The organism is Natronococcus sp. JC468, assembly GCF_012163165.1.
Taxonomy (GTDB): domain Archaea; phylum Halobacteriota; class Halobacteria; order Halobacteriales; family Natrialbaceae; genus Natronococcus; species Natronococcus jeotgali.
On record NZ_JAAVUO010000015.1, the window covers coordinates 50,187 to 68,481 of the forward strand.

At 68.1% G+C, this 18,295-nt stretch carries 16 protein-coding genes; 12 read left to right on the forward strand and 4 right to left on the reverse strand.

Going from position 1 to position 18,295, the window contains the following annotated elements; translation table 11 throughout:
* Positions 1 to 4: 4 nt before the first annotated feature.
* The 7 genes from gcvPA to GWG54_RS10825 all read left to right on the forward strand — a co-directional run bounded on the left by gcvPA (position 5) and on the right by GWG54_RS10825 (position 7,976).
* The gene (gene gcvPA / locus GWG54_RS10795) at positions 5 to 1,375 is read left to right on the forward strand and encodes an aminomethyl-transferring glycine dehydrogenase subunit GcvPA (RefSeq protein WP_167937779.1); all 1,371 of its coding nucleotides are present in this window, start codon (positions 5 to 7) and stop codon (positions 1,373 to 1,375) included.
* Complete coding sequence (gcvPB, locus tag GWG54_RS10800; RefSeq protein ID WP_167937780.1) at positions 1,375 to 2,808, forward strand: aminomethyl-transferring glycine dehydrogenase subunit GcvPB; 1,434 nt, start codon at positions 1,375 to 1,377, stop codon at positions 2,806 to 2,808. The genes gcvPA and gcvPB overlap by 1 nt, the downstream gene beginning before the upstream one ends.
* Before the next feature lie 723 nt (positions 2,809 to 3,531).
* Positions 3,532 to 4,296, forward strand: a complete 765-nt coding sequence (locus GWG54_RS10805; protein WP_167937781.1) for an aldo/keto reductase — start codon at positions 3,532 to 3,534, stop codon at positions 4,294 to 4,296.
* An 88-nt stretch (positions 4,297 to 4,384) separates the two neighbouring features.
* Positions 4,385 to 4,978 carry a hypothetical protein gene (locus GWG54_RS10810; protein ID WP_209438394.1) on the forward strand — a complete coding sequence of 198 codons (594 nt, stop codon included), beginning with the start codon at positions 4,385 to 4,387 and terminating at the stop codon, positions 4,976 to 4,978.
* 73 nt (positions 4,979 to 5,051) lie between these two features.
* Positions 5,052 to 6,287 (forward strand): diaminopimelate decarboxylase, encoded by a 1,236-nt coding sequence (lysA, locus tag GWG54_RS10815; protein ID WP_167937782.1) that lies wholly within the window; start codon positions 5,052 to 5,054, stop codon positions 6,285 to 6,287.
* An 85-nt stretch (positions 6,288 to 6,372) separates the two neighbouring features.
* Complete coding sequence (locus GWG54_RS10820) at positions 6,373 to 6,762, forward strand: SPW repeat protein (RefSeq protein ID WP_209438395.1); 390 nt, start codon at positions 6,373 to 6,375, stop codon at positions 6,760 to 6,762.
* A gap of 137 nt (positions 6,763 to 6,899) precedes the next feature.
* The gene (locus tag GWG54_RS10825; RefSeq protein WP_167937783.1) at positions 6,900 to 7,976 is read left to right on the forward strand and encodes a M20/M25/M40 family metallo-hydrolase; all 1,077 of its coding nucleotides are present in this window, start codon (positions 6,900 to 6,902) and stop codon (positions 7,974 to 7,976) included.
* Between the two features lie 233 nt (positions 7,977 to 8,209).
* Here the strand turns inward: GWG54_RS10825 and purB are convergent, their stop codons facing one another.
* Entirely contained in the window at positions 8,210 to 9,601 is a 1,392-nt protein-coding gene (gene purB, locus GWG54_RS10830; protein WP_167937784.1) for an adenylosuccinate lyase, read from the reverse strand.
* 168 nt (positions 9,602 to 9,769) lie between these two features.
* Between purB and purN the strand changes: the two genes are divergently transcribed.
* Both purN and GWG54_RS10840 read left to right on the forward strand, forming a co-directional pair.
* Positions 9,770 to 11,503: a phosphoribosylglycinamide formyltransferase gene (gene purN / locus GWG54_RS10835; protein ID WP_167937785.1), complete on the forward strand. Its 1,734-nt coding sequence runs from the start codon at positions 9,770 to 9,772 to the stop codon at positions 11,501 to 11,503.
* Between the two features lie 643 nt (positions 11,504 to 12,146).
* Positions 12,147 to 13,328, forward strand: coding sequence for an ABC transporter substrate-binding protein (locus GWG54_RS10840; protein ID WP_167937786.1), 1,182 nt, complete (start codon positions 12,147 to 12,149; stop codon positions 13,326 to 13,328).
* A gap of 51 nt (positions 13,329 to 13,379) precedes the next feature.
* On the opposite strand, the gene carA is transcribed toward GWG54_RS10840, so the two are convergent.
* Positions 13,380 to 14,456, reverse strand: coding sequence for a glutamine-hydrolyzing carbamoyl-phosphate synthase small subunit (carA, locus tag GWG54_RS10845; protein WP_167937787.1), 1,077 nt, complete (start codon positions 14,454 to 14,456; stop codon positions 13,380 to 13,382).
* A gap of 101 nt (positions 14,457 to 14,557) precedes the next feature.
* Between carA and GWG54_RS10850 the strand changes: the two genes are divergently transcribed.
* Entirely contained in the window at positions 14,558 to 14,971 is a 414-nt protein-coding gene (locus tag GWG54_RS10850; RefSeq protein ID WP_167937788.1) for an Lrp/AsnC family transcriptional regulator, read from the forward strand.
* Here GWG54_RS10850 and GWG54_RS10855 read toward each other — a convergent pair.
* Positions 14,968 to 15,744 (reverse strand): PHP domain-containing protein, encoded by a 777-nt coding sequence (locus tag GWG54_RS10855; protein ID WP_167937789.1) that lies wholly within the window; start codon positions 15,742 to 15,744, stop codon positions 14,968 to 14,970. The genes GWG54_RS10850 and GWG54_RS10855 overlap by 4 nt on opposite strands.
* Positions 15,745 to 15,798: 54 nt before the next feature.
* Here GWG54_RS10855 and GWG54_RS10860 point away from each other — a divergent pair, with 54 nt between their 5' ends.
* Together GWG54_RS10860 and GWG54_RS10865 are read left to right on the forward strand one after the other, a co-directional pair.
* Positions 15,799 to 16,746, forward strand: coding sequence for a diacylglycerol kinase family protein (locus GWG54_RS10860; protein ID WP_167937790.1), 948 nt, complete (start codon positions 15,799 to 15,801; stop codon positions 16,744 to 16,746).
* A 69-nt stretch (positions 16,747 to 16,815) separates the two neighbouring features.
* Positions 16,816 to 17,382, forward strand: a complete 567-nt coding sequence (locus GWG54_RS10865; RefSeq protein ID WP_167937791.1) for an NUDIX domain-containing protein — start codon at positions 16,816 to 16,818, stop codon at positions 17,380 to 17,382.
* A gap of 339 nt (positions 17,383 to 17,721) precedes the next feature.
* Here the strand turns inward: GWG54_RS10865 and GWG54_RS10870 are convergent, their stop codons facing one another.
* The gene (locus tag GWG54_RS10870; protein WP_167937792.1) at positions 17,722 to 18,249 is read right to left on the reverse strand and encodes a CAP domain-containing protein; all 528 of its coding nucleotides are present in this window, start codon (positions 18,247 to 18,249) and stop codon (positions 17,722 to 17,724) included.
* Positions 18,250 to 18,295: the final 46 nt, after the last annotated feature.

The following is an 18,295-nucleotide window of genomic DNA, read 5'->3' on the forward strand; positions in this document are numbered from 1 at the left end:
ACCGATGAGTTATCAGAACCACCTGTCACGGACGGACGGGACCGCGACGGAATCGACCGGGAGCCCGTTCGCGCCCCACACCGAAGCCGACGTCGAAGCGATGCTGCGGGCCGTCGACGCGGAGTCCGTCGCGGAGCTCTTCGACGTCCCGAGCTCGGTCCGGTTCGACGGCGAGTTCGGCATCGAAGCCGCGTCGGAGCAGGAGGTCGTACGGAGCGTCGTGGAGACGCTCGGTCGGAACGAATCGGCTACCGAGTTTCTCGGACGGGGACGCTACGATCACTACGTTCCGTCGCTGGTCGACCACCTGGCCGATCGCTCGGAGTTTCTCACCTCCTACACCCAGTACCAGCCCGAGATCACGCAGGGCTTTCTGCAGGCGCTGTTCGAGTACCAGTCGCTTTTGGTCGAGCTGACCGGTCTGGCGGTCGCGAACTGCTCGATGTACGACGCCGCAACCGCACTCGGCGAGGTAGCGACGCTCTCCCGGCGCGCCCGGAGCGTCACCGGCGACCGCGTGCTCGTTCCCGACGCGCTTCGAGACGAACGGCGAGCCGTCCTCGAGAACTACGTCGGCGGAACCGCCCTCGCCGTCGAGGAGTATCCGACCGCCGACGGCGTCGTCGAACCCGACGCCCTCGAGGACGCCCTCGACGACGACGTCGCGCTCGTTTACGTGGAGAACCCGACGACGACGGGGCTCATACAGGACCGCCTCGAGACGGTCGGGGAGCTTCTGGCCGACGACGACGTGCTGTTCTGTCTCGGTTCGGATCCGATCGCCCTCTCATTGCTCCGGACGCCCGCAGCCGTCGGCGCCGACGCGGTGATCGGCGACGCGAGCGTCCTCGGGCTGGGAACGGCGTACGGCACGAGCCTGGGGCTGTTCGCGTGTAGGGAGGAGTTCCTCCGGCAGGTCCCCGGTCGGCTCGTCGGCGCGAGCCGCGACGAGAGCGGCCGCCGGGCGTACACGCTGACGCTTCAGACGCGGGAACAACACATTCGCCGGGAGCGGGCCACCTCGAACATCTGTACGAATCAGGCGTGGATCGCGCTCCGAACCGCGATTCACGCGGCGGTTCTGGGGCCAGAGGGACTCGTCGATCTCGCGAAGAAATGTCACCGGTTGCCGGAGGCCCTGTCGAGCGAGCTGAACGAGATCGAGGGCGTCTCGGCGCCCGTTCGGAACGGGTACCACTTCCGCGAGTTCAGGGCGACCGTCGAGCCCGATGCGACGGAGCTCGTTTCGGAGCTGTACGCGGAGGGGTTCGCCGTCCACGCGATCGACGCCGATACGATCCAGGTCTGCGTGACCGACGCGAACGAAAGTAGGGCGGCGGAGCTCGTTACGGCGATCGAGGAGGTGGTAGCGTAATGCAACGGCACGAGCAGGCGGTCTGGAACGAGGATCGCTCGGACGGGTACGAACCGCTCCTCTCGGAAAAGGATCGAACGACGATCGACGTCGAATTCGAGGACCTACCCGACGAGCTTACCAGGGAGTCCCTCGAGCTGCCGGCGCTCTCGGAGCCGGAGGTCGCTCGTCACTACACGCGACTCTCGCAGATGAACTACGGGATCGATAGCGGTCCCTATCCGCTGGGGTCGTGTACGATGAAGTACAACCCCAAGTTCACCGAAGACGCCGCGGCTCGCTCCGAAGCCGCGGTACATCCCGACCGACCCGAAGCGTCCGTTCAGGGAACGCTACAGCTCTATCACGAACTACAGGAGTACCTCGGACGGATCGGCGGAATGGATGCGGTGACGCTGCAGCCACCAGCCGGGGCTGCTGGCGAATTTACGGGTATCCTGGTGGCCAAAGCGTATCACGAACGGAACGGCGAGGGGGAACGACGGTCGGAGGTCATCGTCCCCTCGAGCGCCCACGGGACGAACTTCGCCAGCGCGGCGATGGCTGGGTACGACGTCGTCGAGCTACCGGGCGACGACGACGGCCGCGTCGACCTGGAGGCGCTGCGATCGGCCGTCGGCGAAGAGACCGCCGCGCTGATGTTGACGAACCCGAACACGCTCGGCCTCTTCGAACGCGACATCGAGGAGATCGCCGGGATGGTCCACGATGCGGGCGGGCTGCTGTACTACGACGGGGCGAACCTCAACGCGCTTCTCGGTCGCGCCCGCCCCGGCGACATGGGGTTCGACGTGATGCACTACAACGTCCACAAGACCTTCGCGACGCCCCACGGCGGCGGCGGTCCAGGGGCCGGCCCGATCGGCGTGACGGAAGAGCTGGAACCGTTCCTCCCCAGTCCGCAAGTCGAAGCGAGAAACGGGACGTACGAACTGGTCGAGCCGGAGCACTCGATCGGGAAGGTCCACGGCGCGATGGGGAACTGGCTGGTGCTGCTCAAGACCCACGCGTACATCCGTCGACTGGGCGATGCGGGACTGAGGGATACCAGCGCCAAAGCGGTCCTCAACGCGAACTACCTGGCGTCCCAGATCGATCTCGAGATCCCGTTCGGACCGTTCCACCACGAGTTCGTCGCGAGCGCGGGCGAGCGAGACGCGGCGGACTTCGCGAAGCGGATGCTCGACTACGGCGTTCACCCGCCGACCACGAAGTGGCCCGAGATCGTCCCCGAGGCGCTGATGACGGAGCCGACCGAGGCGGAGAGCAAAACGACGCTCGACCAGTTGGCTGCCGCGTTCAACGCCGTCGCCGACGAAGGCGAGGAGACCATCGCGGCCGCGCCGGAGACGACCAGCGCCCGCTACATCGACCAGACGAGCGCTGCCCGGAGCCCGCGTCTCTCCTGGCACGCGCTGTCCGACAACGCGTAGGAACAGCTCCGTCGCCCCGTTTCTTGCCGTCGAGGGCAGGACTCGGGCGCCTCGAGGGCGTCCGAACGCTCCGGTCGACGCGACCGAACGGAGCGACGCCGTTCGACGGCGAGATCGCTCGTAGTGACGAACGGCCCCGTTCGATCCGCTTCGCGAGGTCGGTCTCGATCGATTGTGAGCGCTCGAGCGATAACCTCGGCCGAAGCGGTCTCGTACCGAAACGTGTTCGAATACTTTCCGTTCGTCGTAACTCCCATACTACTGATGTGTACTCGGAGTGGCGAGCGAAAGACATCGCGATAGTGCCGCGATCGCGGGAGAAAACGCGCTGTCGAACCTATTCCTCCGTTATATCGGCCGAAGTCGGCCCGAGAGCCGAGACCGATCGAACAAGTCGAGAAAGGGGACCGAGCGGGACCCGAATCGCGCCACACCAGTGTCTGCGCCGCTCTTCGTGGTCGCGTCCGCGCGTAGCGCGGGACTTCTCGTCGGACCCGATTACCGATCTCGATTCTGAGTCTCACCACTTACATATTATATCATAGTATACTAGTTATCGAATACGTTCCAGTACATACACGGTGTGTACCGAGAAGTCGGGCTCGAGAGCGACGCGGTCGTCGAGCGTCCCCGAAACGAACGGGGGGCTGCGGCGGGCGGTCGATCGATCGGGGAGCGGCGTCGATACGAGGGCTCTTAGGTCTCTCTCGAGAACACCGACGCATGCAGCTACCACCGATCGGACTCGGCACGATGGGGATCGACGACCCCGGCACGATCGCGACGGCGCTCGAGTGTGGCTACGGACACCTCGACACGGCACAGATCTACGAGAACGAGGCCGTCGTCGGGGAGGGGCTGGCCCGCAGTTCGGTTCCCCGCGAGGACGTCGTCGTGGCGACGAAGGTGTGGGCCGACAGCCTGGCGCCCGAAGCCGTCCGCGAGACGACCGCGGAGAGCCTCGAGCGACTCGGCCTCGAGGGCGTCGACCTGCTGTACGTCCACCGTCCGATCGAGGCCTACGAGCCCGAGCGAACGCTACCGGCGTTCGACGACCTCTACGAGGAGGGCACGATCGGCGGCGTCGGCCTGAGCAACTTCTCGGTGCCCGAACTCGAGACCGCTCGAGAGGTCCTCGAGGCGCCGATCGCGGCCCATCAGGTCGAGTACCACCCGCTGTACCAGCCCGAGGAACTGCTCGCACACGCCCGGGAGCACGGCTACCCGCTGGTCGCGTACTCGCCGCTGGCGAACGGCCGCGCGGGCGAGATCGACGCGGTCGTCGACGTCGCGAATCGCCGCGATACCACCCCCGAGGCGGTCTGTCTTGCGTGGTTGGCCGCGAAAGAGGGGGTCGTCCCGATCCCGAAGGCCAGCAGCCGCGACCATCTCGAGGCGAACCTCGAGGCACTGGAATTCGAACTCGAGCCCGCGGATCTCGAGCGCATCGACGCCGTCGAGCGAACCGAGGAGCTGTTCCCGGAGTAGGCGCTCGAGGGTCTCTCGCCGCGAACGCACGCGTGGATTCGTCGATCGTACCAGAACCCCTACGTTCGCTCTGGTCGACTCCGGTACCATGTCCGACGAGACGCCCGCGACACGGAGCGTTCGTACCGCGTTCGACCGCCGTCGGTTCCTCAGCGGAACGGCCGGGATCGCTGCCGCTGTGGCTGCCGTCCCCGCGCTCAGCGGCGTGGCAGCGGCGCACTTCCCGGTCGAGCTGGATATCGACGTCCAGCCCGGAAACGAAGACAACGTTATCGACCTCGACGAACACGAGGACGTTTCGGTCGCGGTCCACCCGTCGACGTTTTTGAACTCGGACGGCGAGCGAGAACGGTTCGATCCGACCGAGCGGGAGGTCGGATACCGCTTCGGCTCTCGAGGCGCACTCGACGACGGGGAGGGCGCCCGACCGGTCGACGACGGTGAGGTCACGACGACGGAGCGCGGCGACCGGGAGCAGACGACCGAAGTCCTCACGCTGTCGTTCCCGGTCGAAGAGACGGGGCTCACCAGCGGGGACGACGACGCCTGGCTCTACTGGGAACGCGACGAGTCGGGCGAACACGGCTACTCCGGCGTCGATACCGTCTCGGTGTACGGCGGTACCCCGTCGTTCGAGGATCTGGTCGAACTCCTTCGACGACTGTTGGGAACCGAACGCTGATCGCCCCGCTCGATTGGGCGGCGTTCCCGGGGAATCCAAACCCTTGTTTCCTCGCGGTCACTCGGGACGAACGATGACCGACCTCGCCGACTCGCCGGCCGTGCGCCGGCTCGCAGACTGGGACCACGGGCGACTCGAGGGCCTCGCCGACGAGTACGACACGCCGCTGTACGTGATGGATCTCGACCGCGTCACGGAGAACTACGGCCGCTTCGCCGCGGCCTTCCCCGACGCCGAGGTCATGTACGCCGCGAAGGCCCACACCGGGAAGGCGGTCCTCGAGGCCGTCCTCGAGGCCGGCGCCGACATCGAGTGTGCGGCCTGGGGTGAACTCCAGCGGTCGATCGACGCCGGCGCGGACCCGAACACCCTCCAGTACACCGCCGTCAACCCACCGGATCACGACCTGGACTACGCTGCGGACCTCGCCGAGGAGGCGCCCGGGCTGACGATTACGATCGGCGCGACCGACACGCTCGACCGACTGGCCGAGCGCGGTTACGACGGTCGGATCGCCATTCGAATCAATCCCGGGATCGGGACGGGCCACCACGAGAAGGTCGCCACCGGAGCCGACGCGAAGTTCGGTATCCCCTACGAGCAAGTCCCCGAGGTCGCCGACCGCGTCCGAGAGGAGTTCGAGCTGGTCGGGCTCCACGCCCACGCCGGCAGCGGCGTTCTCACCGAGGGTCTCGAGGAGCACTGCCGGGCGATTTCCCGGGTCAGCGAGATGGCCCGCCGCGTCGGCGACGCAGATCTCGAGTTCGTCGACGTCGGCGGCGGCTACGGGGTTCCCTACCGCGAGGACGAGGAGCCCCTCGACCTCGAGCGGACCGCGGAGATGGTCCGCGACGCCGTCGGCGAGCTGGAGGCGACGCTAAAGCTCGAGCCCGGACGGTACGTCGTCGCGGACGCGGGGCTGATCCTCAGCGAGGTGAACACGATCAAGGAGGCGCCTGACGCGACGGTGGTCGGTATCGACGCCAGCCTGGCAACGCTGATCCGCCCGGCGATGTTCGGCTCCTACCACCCCATGTTGAACGTCAGCGCGCCCGACCGTGAGCCCCACCCCGTCACGGTCGGCGGCCCGGTCTGTACCAGCGCGGACGTCTTCGCCCACGACCGCCCGGTCGCCCGGCCCGAGCGCGGGGACGTCCTCGCCATCGGCAACGCGGGCTCGTACGGCTACGAGCTGGCCAGCCAGTTCCACTCCCAGCCCCGACCTGCGGAGGTCGCACTGGAGGACGGCCAGTCCCGCGTCGTCCGCCGCCGGGAGAGCCTCGAGGACGTGACGCGGGTCGAACAGTAGTCCCGACCGCAATCGAAACCGGACTGTCCGCACGTCGTGCTGATCGGCTGATAGCTTTAGGCTGCTGGAGCCCGTAAGTCGAGGTATGAGCACTGTGACCGATCGACAGTCGAGTCGAGAGACGAGGCTCACGGTGCCCCGGGTGGCCGGGCTCGCGGCGGTGCTCGGCACCTGGATCTTCTGGTCGGGGGTGTTCTTCACGGGCTTCGGCTGGATCGTCACGAACAACGTTCTCGTCGGGGCCGTCATCGCCACGCTGGCGGCCTACACCGCGGCCCGTCCGACGGGCGGGCGGCTCCCGAGCCTGGCGGGACCGGTGGTGATCGCGATCCTCGGCGTCTGGACCATCGCGGCGCCGTTTTTCTTCGGGGTTCCAAGGGACATCCTGTTCTGGAGCAACGTCGTCGCCGGCGCGCTCGTCGTCGTGCTGGCGCTCGTCAGCGTCTACGGCGTCGTCTCGGGGACGGGTACCTGAGCCCCCGTTCGGTCGCGACCGCGGCGCCCGCCCGGCGTCCCGGTCGCCGTTTCGCACTGCGAAGGCGTGAGCTTATGTCCCGGCGTCCGGAACGTGTCGGTACCGACGCGCCGTCGCCAGACGACGGCGGAGTGTGCATGAGTTTCGACATCACTACCTTCCACGCCGAGGCCGTCCGCACCCCCTCCCACGAGGACGTCTCGGCGATGCGCGAACTGCTGCTCGAGACGCTGCGCGAGGCCGGCCACGAACCCGACGTCGACGCCCGCGGCTCCGTCCTCGCGACTCGGGGGGACGACGACGGCCCCCACTACGTGCTCAACACCCACTTCGACACCGTCGCGCCCCACGTCCCCTACGAGCGCGACGGCGAGGTCGTCTCCGGACGGGGGGCCTGCGACGCGAAGGGCCCCCTCGCCGCTCTGCTGGCGGCCTTTCTCCGCGCGGAGCCGACCGCGGGGCGGGTCACGCTGGCGCTGACCCCCGACGAGGAGACGCTGATGACCGGCGCGGCCCACCTCGAGGAGACGCTGTCGGCGGACGGCTACGTCGTCGGCGAGCCGACGGGCCTCGACGTCTGCGTCGCCGCCCGCGGACAGTGTGAGGGAACCGTGACGGTCGAGGGCGAGGCCGGCCACGCAGCGAGCGTCCCCGCCGAGCGCAATCCGGTGTTCGGCGTCGCCGACGTCCTCGCGTCCCTGCGGCGCTACGACGACGACGTCGGTCCGGACCCGGACCCGGTGCTCGGCGAGCCGAAGCTCACGCCGTCGGGGCTCGAGGCCGGCGACGCGCCCAACCGCGTCCCGGGGCGCTGTCGGATCACGTTCGACCGACGGAACGTCCCGCCCGAGACCAGCGACTCGTTTCGCGCGGCCCTCGAGTCGTATCTCACGGCGCACACGCCGGACGAGCTTTCGACCTCGGTCGAACTGATCCGCCCGGATACGCCGTTTCCGGACCCGTTCGTCACCGACGAGGACGATCCGCTGGTGCGGGCGCTCGCGGACGCCGGCGGGGGCGAGGTTCGCCCCTTCGGCGCGGCGACGGAGGCCTCCTTCTTCGCGGCGGACGCGCCGACGGTCGTCTTCGGGCCGGGCGTGCTGGCCGACGAGACGGGCGCGGTCGCCCACGCCCAGCGCGAGTACGTTCGGCTCCCGGACGTCGAGGCCGCGGCCGACGCCGTCGAACGGACCCTCGAGACCCTCCTTCGGTGAGCGGTTCGGACACGACACGACTCGCCGTCGCTGCGGGAGCGGACGACGGACGAGGCGCCGCTTACCACTTGATCGAGATGTATAGCAGGGCGATCAGGCAGACGATCCCGATCAGAAAGAGCAGAGCCGTCGCGATCTCGGGAAAGAGGTACTCGATCATGGCCGACGGTTAGCGATGCCCGCTCAAATCAGTACTGATCGGCGGAGTCGGCGGCGAATCCCGGACGGAGCGCCTACTCCCGACCCTGGGCCCCGACCAGCTCGCTCGCGACGCCCGTGTAGTCGGCGGGGGTCAGCTCGCGCAGCTCCGCGCGAACCTCGTCGTCGACCTCGAGGTCGGCGAACAGCTCGTGGAAGTCCTCGAGCGTGACCGTCCGCCCGCGCGTAAGCTCCTTGACGCGCTCGTAGGCGTCCTCCTGACCCTCCCGCCGCAGGATCGTCTGGACGGCCTCCCCGATGATCTCGGGGGTCGATTCGAGCTCGTCGCGCATCACCTGCTCGTTGGGGACGACCTTCTCGAGGCCCGCGGCGGTCTTGTCGTAGCCGATCAGGCAGTGGGCGAGCGCGGCTCCCATATTTCGCTTGACGGTCGAATCGGAGAGATCCCGCTGGAGCCGCGAGGTGGTGACGTAGTCCGCGAGGAAGACCAGATCCGAGTTGGCCTTCGAGAGGTTCCCCTCGCTGTTCTCGAAGTCGATCGGGTTGACCTTGTGGGGCATCGTCGAGGAGCCCGTCTCGCCTTCGACGGCCTCCTGGCCGAGGTAGCGATCGGAGACGTAGAGCCACATATCCCGGTCCAGATCGAGCAACACGTCGTTGGCACCGCCCAGGGCGTCGAACAGCGCCGCGAGGTCGTCGCAGGGGTTGACCTGGGTCGTCAATGAGGTGAACTCGAGGCCCAGATCCTCGACGAACGCCTCGGCGAAGGCGGGCCAGTCGACGTCGGGGTAGGCCGCGACGTGGGCCGCGTAGGTCCCCGATGCGCCCCCGAGCTTCCCCGAGAGCTCGTCCGCCGCGTTCCGGATCCGACCCGTCGCGCGACCGAGCCGGGCCGCGTAGACGGCCAGCTCCTTACCGAACGTCGTCGGCGTCGCGGGCTGGCCGTGGGTGCGAGCCAGCATCGGCAGGTCGCGGTGCTCGCGGGCCATCTCGGCGAGCGTCTTTCGGATCCCGTACAGCGTCGGCAGCACCACCTCGTCGACGGCCTCGGCCAGCAGCAGTCGGTGGGCGAGGTTGTTGACGTCCTCGCTGGTCAACCCGAAGTGGATCCAGGGGCCCGCGTCGCTGCCCTCCGGGATGCGGTGGCGAAGGAAGTACTCGACGGCCTTCACGTCGTGGTTGGTCGCCTCGTACTCGCCGTAGCCGTCGGTCTCGAGGGTCTTGATCAGTCGCGCGTCCTCCTCGGCGAAGTGCTGGTACAGCCCGCGCAGGTGCTCGCGGTCGTCCAGCGAGAGCTCCAGGGGCGTCGCCTCTAGGTCGGCGAGGGCGATCAGGTACTCGACCTCGACGCGCACGCGAGCGCGCATCAGCGCGGCCTCGCTGGCGTACGGCGAGAGCCGCTCCGTTCGTCCCGCGTAGCGGCCGTCGATCGGCGAGACGGCGTACAGCGCGTTGGTGTCGGTCATCGTTCCGATCCTTTCCAGCGGGGTGGAAAAACGTATCGAAACGGGGAGCCACGACTGTGCATATTTCTTCGGTCTGTCGAGGAAATGCTGCCGCAATAATACTCGATGATGTATAACTTGCCGATCGAGACCGCAACGGCTTTCCCGGTCGCGGGCGCGGGTTCGACCATGACCCGAATCGCCGGACTGGCCGGCAACCGTGGGCGCAACCTGTTGAACGTCGCCGACCGCCGACCCGGCGGGGCCGAACTCGCTGTCGTCCTCTCGGACGATCCGGAGGCGCCGGTCCTCGAGGCCGCGGCCGAGCGCGGAATCGCCACCGAGGTCGTCCCGCTCGAGGACGGGATGGACCGCCGCGAGCACGAACGGGCCGTCACCGAGGCCCTGGCCGACCACGAGTTCGACCTGGTCTGTCTGGACGGCTACATGCGAATCCTCTCCGACACCTTCCTCGAGGCCCAGCCGACGACGCTGAACGTCCACCCCTCCCTGCTACCCGCCTTCCCCGGCGCCGACGCCTGGGGCGACGCGCTCGAGGCCGGCGTCTCGGTGACGGGCTGTACGGTCCACGTCGTCACCGACGCGACCGACGACGAGGGCGAGGTCGTCGAGAGCGAGGTCGACGCCGGCCCGATCGTCACCCAGGAGCCGGTGCCGATCTACGAGGGCGACGACGAGGAACGGCTGAAGGAACGCGTCCTCCGCGAGGGCGAGTTCCGCGCGTACCCGCGGGCGGTGAAGTGGTTCGCCGAGGATGCGGTCGATGTGGATCTCGAGGCGGACGAGGTGACGGTCGAGGCTGACGTCGCCGGCGTCGACGACGCGGATCACGATGGCCTGCCGTCCCGCCGCATCGTTTCGAACGACCGCGCCGACACGCTGCGCTACGGCGAGAACCCCCACCAGGACGCCGCGGTCTATACCGACTACACCTGCGACGAGGCCAGCGTCGTCCACGCCGACCAGTTGAACGAGGGCGCGAAGGCGTTGTCGTACAACAACTACAACGACGCCGACGGCGCACTGAACCTGATCAAGGAGTTCGACGAGCCTGCGGCGGCGGTGATCAAACACACCAACCCCGCGGGCTGTGCGACGGCCGATTCGCTCGCGGAGGCCTACGAGCGGGCCCTGTCGACGGACCCGATGAGCGCCTTCGGCGGTATCGTCGCCCTCAATCGGGAGTGCGACGCCGAGACCGCCGAGCTGGTGATCGACTCGTTCAAGGAGGTCGTCGTCGCGCCGGGCTACGCCGAGGCCGCCCTCGAGACCCTTCGCGAGAAGGAGAACCTGCGGGTGCTCGAGGTGGGCCGCGAGGCGCGCAGCGCCTCGGATGCGAGTAGCGCGGAACGAAGTTCCGCGGACAGTCAAGCGGCGAAGCCGCGAGACGACGGTGGTGAACCGCGAGCGCTGGGGGAGCCGACCGAGCGATTCACGGAGAAACCGCTGGTCGGCGGTCGGCTCGTCCAGGAGCGGGACTTCCAGCCGATCTCGAGCGAGGACCTTGAGGTCGTCACCGAGCGCGAGCCGACCGATGAGGAACTCGAGTCGATGGTGTTCGCCTGGCAGACGCTGAAACACGTCAAGTCCAACGGGATCCTCCTCGCGCAGGGCACCGAGACGGTCGGCGTCGGGATGGGACAGGTCTCCCGGGTCGACGCGGTCCGGCTCGCGGCGATGAAGGCCGAGGAACACGCCGAGGGGAAAGACGCCGAGGGCGCCGTGATGGCCTCGGACGCCTTCTTCCCGTTCCCCGACGGGATCGAGGAGGCCGCCGAGGCGGGGATCGAGGCCGTGATCCAGCCGGGCGGCTCGGTCAACGACGACGACGTGATCGAGGCCGCCGACGAGCACGGGATCGCGATGGCGTTTACGGGCCAGCGGAGCTTTCGCCACGACTAAATCCGCGAACGAGCGACGCGAGTGAGCGGTTTTTGGTCCAGATTTTTTCGCGAGGGTAAGCGAACGTAGTGAGTGAACCCGAGCGGAAAAAGGTGGATCCGCGATGGCGTTTACGGGCCACCGGTCGTTCAGACACGACTGAACGGACGGGGAGGCAGGGGCTCGTCGAGGCCGTCGCTCCGGGAAAAGCGTTATCGTGGCCACTTCGGGTGCTCTCGGTTCGCGCGACTCGAGGGTCACAGCGACGACAGCGGTCGCTCGCGAGTAGTAGAGAGACGGGGTAGGCCAGTCAGCGGTGACCGCGCGTGGAAACCACGCGGGCTGAAAGGTAGCTGACTGGCCGTGCCGTCTACCCGCACCTCGCCGCTATCGATACAAAATACCTCCGGTACGCGGACGACCAGCGTCGACGCCGAACCCCCGCGCCGGCGGTTATCGAAACCGGCCCCGAAGCCGACGCCACAGTGCCTCCGGAACAGCCGGGTTTCGCTTGGCCATGATGACGGTCGGTGACGGTATCGTCCGCCGACCGCTTAACCGCCACCCACGACTCCGCGTCGGTCCGGTCGCCGCTTCGGGGCATCGGCTCCGTCCCCCGATTCCGATCGATCGGCTTTTACGTTTTTAGGTTAGCCTAATTCGCATGGACGAAACGCGTTCGTTCGAACGAACCAGACGGGAACTCCTCGCGGCGGGTGTCGCCGTCGGTACCGGAGCGACGGCCGGTTGTGTCAGCGAAACCGAAGGCGGCGACGAGAACGGAACGGCCGCCGACTCTCACACCGCGACGCTGGCCCCGGCGGGGGAAGTCGAGTTCGACGCCGTCCCCGAGGACGCCCTCGTCACGTTCCCGCAGTACGCCGATATGATGGTCGCGCTCGGCCACGGCGAGGCGGCGAACTCGCTGTTTTCCCCCGAGATGGCCGGTCCGACGATGAACGCCTTCTACGACCGCCTCGAGGGCGTCTCCTTCGAGTGGGAGGGGCTCCCGAACCCCCTCGAGCAGGGGCTCGTCAAGGAGCAGGTCTACGAACTCGACAGCGACGTCCACTTCCTGGATCCGTCCTACGTCCTGACCACGGAGGACGGCTGGAGCGAGGCCGACCTCGAGGAGGTCGCCGACGCGGTGGGACCGTGGTTCGGCAACTTTCACAGCGGCGTCCACAGCGAGCCCGCCGACGCCTACGCCGACGGCTACGAGTACTACTCCCTCTGGGAGCTGTTCGAGCGCGTCGCGGCCGTGTTCCGGGAGGGCGAGCGCTACGATGCGCTCGCGGCCGTCCACGACGACCTGCGGTCGACCATCGAGTCGAACCTGCCGCCGGAGGACGAGCGGCCGACCGCCGCGCGGGTCACCCTCGGCGACGGCGAGTTCTACGCGTACCACCTCAACGCGGACGGCTTCTGGCAGGCAGACACGCGACCGCTCGACGCGCGCGACGCCCTCGCCGACCGCGAGTGGTCGGGCGACTGGGGCGTCATCGACTACGAGGCGATGGCCGACGCCGACCCGGACGTCGTCCTCCACCTCTGGGGGATCACCCCCCAGTACGATATCGCGAGCGTCCGCGAACGGCTCGAGGACCACCCCGTCGGCAGCACGCTGACGGCCGTCGAGAACGACCGCGTCGTCGCCGGCGGGATGCGCTACCAGGGGCCGTTGATGAACCTCTTCCAGCTCGAGATGACCGCCAAGCAGCTCTACCCCGAGCGGTTCGGCGAGTGGCCCGGCCACTCGTCGGGCGAGTCCTACCCCGAGATCCCGGCGGACGAGCGACTGTTCGACCGCGAGCGGGTCGCGGAGATCGTCGCCGGCTCGTCGTAGTCGGCCGGCTCGCGGCGCTTCCGATCCGGATCGGTAGAATCGAGAACGGCGTCAGTCGTCGGCGGGAACGGCTCGCTGGCTGTGGTGGCCGGCCATCGCGAGGACGTCGTCGAAGAAGTCGAGGGTGTCCTCGGGACCGGGGTTGGCCTCGGGGTGGTACTGGCGGGTGAGGATGTCGTGGTCGATCCCGTCGAGCCCCTCGGGCGTGTCGTCGTTGACGTTGATCTGGGTGACCTCGAGGTGCTCGCCCGGCTCAGCGACGGCGTAGCCGTGGTTCTGCGTCGTCATGACCACGCGGTCCGACTCGAGGTCGAGCACGGGTTGGTTGACGCCGCGGTGGCCGAAGGTCATCTTCTCGGTGCTCCCGCCCAGGGCCTCGGCGACGATCTGCTGGCCGAGGCAGATGCCGGCGATCGGCACCTCACCGACGGACTCCTCGACGAGTTCGATCGTCTCCTCGAAGTTGACCGGGTCGCCCGGGCCGTTCGAGACGAACAGGACGTCGGGGTCGACGGCCGCGACGTCCTCGACGCCGGCGTCGTAGGGCAACACGTGGACCTCGGCGTCGCGCTCGAGCAGCGAGTCGAGGATCGAGCCCTTCGCGCCGCAGTCGACCAGGGCGACAGTCGCGCCGTCGTTGTCGGCGCCGTGGACCTCGACATCGTCGACGCTGACCTGGGCGCCGATCTCGGTGTGTTCGCTCATCTCCTTGCAGGCCTCGAGTTCGGCCAGGGCGTCCTCCTCGGTGGCGTCCTCGCCGACGGCGATGCCACACTTCATCGCGCCCTCGTCGCGGATGTCGGTGACGACCTCGCGCGTGTCGAGGTGGTCCATCGCGGGGACGCCCTCGGACTCGAGCCAGTCGGCAACGTCGTCGGTCAGCTCCCGGGAGAGCACGGCCCGCGGGTGGGCGCGGTCGTCCTCGAAGCGCTCCTCGCGGACGCCGTAGTTTCCGATCAGCGGGTACGAGAAGGTCAGCACCTGCTCCTCGTAGGAGGGATCGGTCAGGCTCTCCTCGTAACCGGTGTACGCCGTGGTGAAAACCAGTTCGCCACGAGCCGTTCCCGGAGCGCGACCACGTCCCTCGATCACGTGGCCACCCTCCAGTGCAACGTAGGCAGCTGTCATTACGAACTACGTATTGGATAGCCGGGCATAAGTGTTGCCTTCGAAGCTCAGTTACGAATTTCGTAATCGGTAAGTGCGGGTCGCCCGTAGCGACGCATCTCATGGACGAGCTGGACCGAGAGATCCTCGACACGCTGCGGCGGGACGCCCGCACGCCGTACACCGAAATCGCCGACGAGGTGGGGACGAGCGAGGGAACGGTGCGAAACCGCGTCGAGCGGATGATGGACGAGGGAGTGATCGAGCGCTTTACGATCTCGACGCACACGGGCAACGTGAAGGCGATGATCGAGGTCAGCGTCGCCGTCGACGTCGACACCAAGGCCGTCTCCGAGCGGATGGCCGAGTGGGAGGAGGTCGACTTCGTCTGGATGGTCTCGGGCGAGCAGGACATCGTCCTCGTCGTCGACGCGGCCGACACCCGCGGCGTCAACGACCTCATCACGCAGGCCCGCGACCAGGACGAGGTCGTCAGCACCCAGACGCGGCTGATCCTGGACGAACAGCTCGGTTAGTCGGGGCCGTCTCGAGGGTCGCTCGAGCCGTCGGTTCGAACCGGGTCCGTTCCATCGCCGGCGGGCTCGTCCTCGCCGGGAGGCTCGCCGACGCCCGGCGTCGGCGATTCGATCGCGTCGATCACCCGCTTCTGGCGGTGGATCGCCCGATACCCTCGCCTGAGCAGCCGATCCAGCGGCGATCGCGAGACCCGGGCCTCGACGCGTCCGTCGCGGATCGCGTCGGCGACCGCCTCCGGGGTGAGCTGCTTTGCGTCGACGACGGTGTGGGCCCGGCCGACCTCGAAGGGGTAGTGCGCGTCGCTCCCGCCGACCAGCGGCAGCCCCCGGTCCTCGGCCAGCCGCTCGACGAGCGGGCGCGAGCGCGGGTGTTTGCCGTTGACCTCGATCGCGTCGAAGGGCACGTCCTCGACCTCGCGGACCGTGCTGTTGCGAAACGGGTGGGCGACGATCGCCGCGCAGCCCCGGTCGTGGGCCAGTTCCACCGCCTCCCCCGGCGTGAGCTCGCCGGGCTCGGTCTCGGCGGGGGGATCGGGACCGACGACCAGGACGTGCCCGCGGTCGGTCGTGATCTCGATCCCCGGCAGCGTCGCGACGTCGGCGGACGGATTCAGCCGGGTGTAGTAGTCGTGGTTCGTCGTTGCAACCCCGTCGAGGCCGCGGTACCGGGCGGCTCGAGCGAGCAGTCGAACGCCCAGCGGATCGAACCGATCACCCAGCTCCCGACGACCGTGGAAGAACCGCGTGTGCGCGTGCAGGTCTACGGCGTACATGCGAGTGCATACGCCGGGGGGCCCCTTTTGCGCACGCCCGGCATATCTCGTCGCATGCACGTGGACGACGCGACCGAACGGGTGCTCGTTCTCAACCCCGTCAGCGGTAGCGAGGATCACGTCGAGGACGTCGTCGAACTGGCGACCGAACGCGGGTTCGACGTGCGAAAAACCGAGGCGGCCGGCGACGGACAGCGGCTCGCGCGCGAGGCGGCCGACGAGGCCGATCTCGTCGCCGCCGCCGGCGGGGACGGGACCGTCAACGAAGTCGTCGACGGGCTCGCGAGCGCCGACGGGCTCGAGACGACGACCGTCGCCGTCGTGCCGGCGGGGACGGGCAACAACTTCGCGTCGAACATCGGCCTCAAGGGAATCGAGCACGCCTTCGACGTGATCGAGAACGGGCGACGGCGGGCGATCGATCTGGGGATCGCGAACGACCGAACGTTCGTCAACTCCTGCGTCGGCGGGATCACCGCCGAGGCCAGCAGCGAGACCTCCGCGGAGGGGAAAGCGGAGTTCGGGGTCCTCGCGTACGTCATGAACGGGATCGAGACCGTTCGGTCGTTCGAATCGCTACCCCTGCGGGTAGAGACCGCCCAGGGACCGAGCGGCGAGGTCGCCGAGTCCTGGACCGGCGAGGCGATGTTCGTCCTGGTGGGGAACTGCCGACGGTTCTCGGGGACGCGGACCGCCCAGGCCGACGTCGAGGACGGGCTCCTCGAAGTCACCATCGTCGAGGACGCCGGCGCGCTCGACCTGCTCGGCGAGACCGCCCTCGAGCGGCTGTTCGACCGCGGGAACGCCCACGTCGTCCGGCGGCGGACTCCCTCGCTCACGATCGAGAGCCTGCGGGACTCTGTCGAGTACAGCCTCGACGGCGAGATGCTCGAGACCGAAACCCTCGAACTCGAGACCGAATCCGCGGCGCTGACGATCGCCGTCGGGGACGGCTACCGTCCGAACCCGGACGACGACGGCCGGTGGCCGTTCGGCGCCTGATACCGCCGCGACGGCGTCGCCCCGATCGGAGCCGATACTGGTTTCAAGACCCGCTGTGATTGTGCGGATATGAGTACGTCACGGGACGAGGACCCCCACAAAAACGCGCGACAGGACGTCATCGCCGTCGACGAGGACGACACCGAACTCGAGCTCGTCAACCGTCTCGAGGCCCACACTGGCGACGGGATCCGCCACCGGGCGTTCACCTCGATGGTCTTCGATCAGGAGGACAACGTCCTGCTGGCCCAGCGCGCCCCCGACAAGCGCCTCTGGGGGACCCACTGGGACGGCACCGTCGCCTCCCACCCCGTGCAGGGTCAGAGCCAGGAGGAGGCGACCCGCCAGCGCCTCGAGGAGGAACTCGGCGTTACCCCCGATCAGTACGACGACCTGCGGGTCACCGACCGCTTCGAGTACAAGCGCTACTTCGAGAACGCGGGCGTCGAACACGAGGTCTGTGCCGTGTTGCAGCTGACCCTGTCGGACCGCACGCTCGAGCCCGACGAGGAGGAGGTCGCGGGCCTGATGTGGGTTCCCTACGAGCGGCTCCACTCCCGTCCCGAGTGGTACCGCCAGCTTCGTCTCTGCCCGTGGTTCGAGATCGCGATGCGTCGGGACGTGCGCTCGGAGTAGCGGCGACGGACAGTTTCGATTTTCGAAGCGGCGTTACGATCGGCCCAACCGCGTTCGGACGCCCGAACGCGGGTTAGCTGCGGCCTATAGTAACAACTGAAACGGTTTGCACACCGATCGTCCAGCCGTCGTCCGATCGGGTGCGCACTGACTTTCAGTGGCTACTATAGTCGACCGGGTCCGCCTCGAGCGCGGCGCCCTCGAAGGCCCCGATCGTCGGAATCGGGCGCTCGGCCGCGCGGGCCGAACCAGGGCAGTTCAGCATAATTCGAGGAGGAGCCTCCGACCGCAAGGAACGAGCGAACCCCGTATGGGGTGAGCGAAGTAGGGTAGGGTAGTTTACCGGCAGTCCACGCCGAAGTTCTGGGTCACGTACAGCCGCCCGTCGTCGGCGACGGCCGCGCCGATCCCCTCGGCGGTCCAGGACGTCGAGAGAATGTTCCGTCGGTGGCCGCTGCTTTCCATCCACTGGTCGACGCTTCGCCGCGCGGCCGCAGTTGGGGACTCGTCGCTGGCGTAGTTGTACAGGATGTTCTCGGCCCATCCACGGCAGTCGACGTCGAACCGCTCGTACCGATCGGTCATCGTCTCGCCCTCCGGGGAGGTGTGCGAGAGGTACCCCCGCTCGGCCATGTCCCGGCTGTGGGAGTCCGCGACCGTCGCGAGGTCCTCGCGAGCGGAGAGCGCCTCGAGCCCGTGCTCGGCGCGAACGGCGTTGACCCGGTCGTGGATCGCTGCCTCGACGGCGGCCTCGTACTCGGAGTCGGCCGCGGCGACCCCGCTCGTGCCGGCGGCGCCGAGCGCGGCGCCCCCGAAGGCGACGGTTGCTGCGTTGCGGACGAACGATCGTCGGGTATCGCGTACCATAGTTACCCACCGATCGCTACTGAAGCTTTACTATATTCGAGCTAAC

Bases quoted from the DNA above. Each gene is read 5' to 3' on its own strand.
- gcvPA (WP_167937779.1), top strand. From the start codon at position 5: ATGAGTTATCAGAACCACCTGTCACGGACGGACGGGACCGCGACGGAA.
- gcvPB (WP_167937780.1), top strand. From the start codon at position 1,375: ATGCAACGGCACGAGCAGGCGGTCTGGAACGAGGATCGCTCGGACGGG.
- GWG54_RS10805 (WP_167937781.1), top strand. From the start codon at position 3,532: ATGCAGCTACCACCGATCGGACTCGGCACGATGGGGATCGACGACCCC.
- GWG54_RS10810 (WP_209438394.1), top strand. From the start codon at position 4,385: ATGTCCGACGAGACGCCCGCGACACGGAGCGTTCGTACCGCGTTCGAC.
- lysA (WP_167937782.1), top strand. From the start codon at position 5,052: ATGACCGACCTCGCCGACTCGCCGGCCGTGCGCCGGCTCGCAGACTGG.
- GWG54_RS10820 (WP_209438395.1), top strand. From the start codon at position 6,373: ATGAGCACTGTGACCGATCGACAGTCGAGTCGAGAGACGAGGCTCACG.
- GWG54_RS10825 (WP_167937783.1), top strand. From the start codon at position 6,900: ATGAGTTTCGACATCACTACCTTCCACGCCGAGGCCGTCCGCACCCCC.
- purB (WP_167937784.1), bottom strand. From the start codon at position 9,601: ATGACCGACACCAACGCGCTGTACGCCGTCTCGCCGATCGACGGCCGC.
- purN (WP_167937785.1), top strand. From the start codon at position 9,770: ATGACCCGAATCGCCGGACTGGCCGGCAACCGTGGGCGCAACCTGTTG.
- GWG54_RS10840 (WP_167937786.1), top strand. From the start codon at position 12,147: ATGGACGAAACGCGTTCGTTCGAACGAACCAGACGGGAACTCCTCGCG.
- carA (WP_167937787.1), bottom strand. From the start codon at position 14,456: ATGACAGCTGCCTACGTTGCACTGGAGGGTGGCCACGTGATCGAGGGA.
- GWG54_RS10850 (WP_167937788.1), top strand. From the start codon at position 14,558: ATGGACGAGCTGGACCGAGAGATCCTCGACACGCTGCGGCGGGACGCC.
- GWG54_RS10855 (WP_167937789.1), bottom strand. From the start codon at position 15,744: ATGTACGCCGTAGACCTGCACGCGCACACGCGGTTCTTCCACGGTCGT.
- GWG54_RS10860 (WP_167937790.1), top strand. From the start codon at position 15,799: ATGCACGTGGACGACGCGACCGAACGGGTGCTCGTTCTCAACCCCGTC.
- GWG54_RS10865 (WP_167937791.1), top strand. From the start codon at position 16,816: ATGAGTACGTCACGGGACGAGGACCCCCACAAAAACGCGCGACAGGAC.
- GWG54_RS10870 (WP_167937792.1), bottom strand. From the start codon at position 18,249: ATGGTACGCGATACCCGACGATCGTTCGTCCGCAACGCAGCAACCGTC.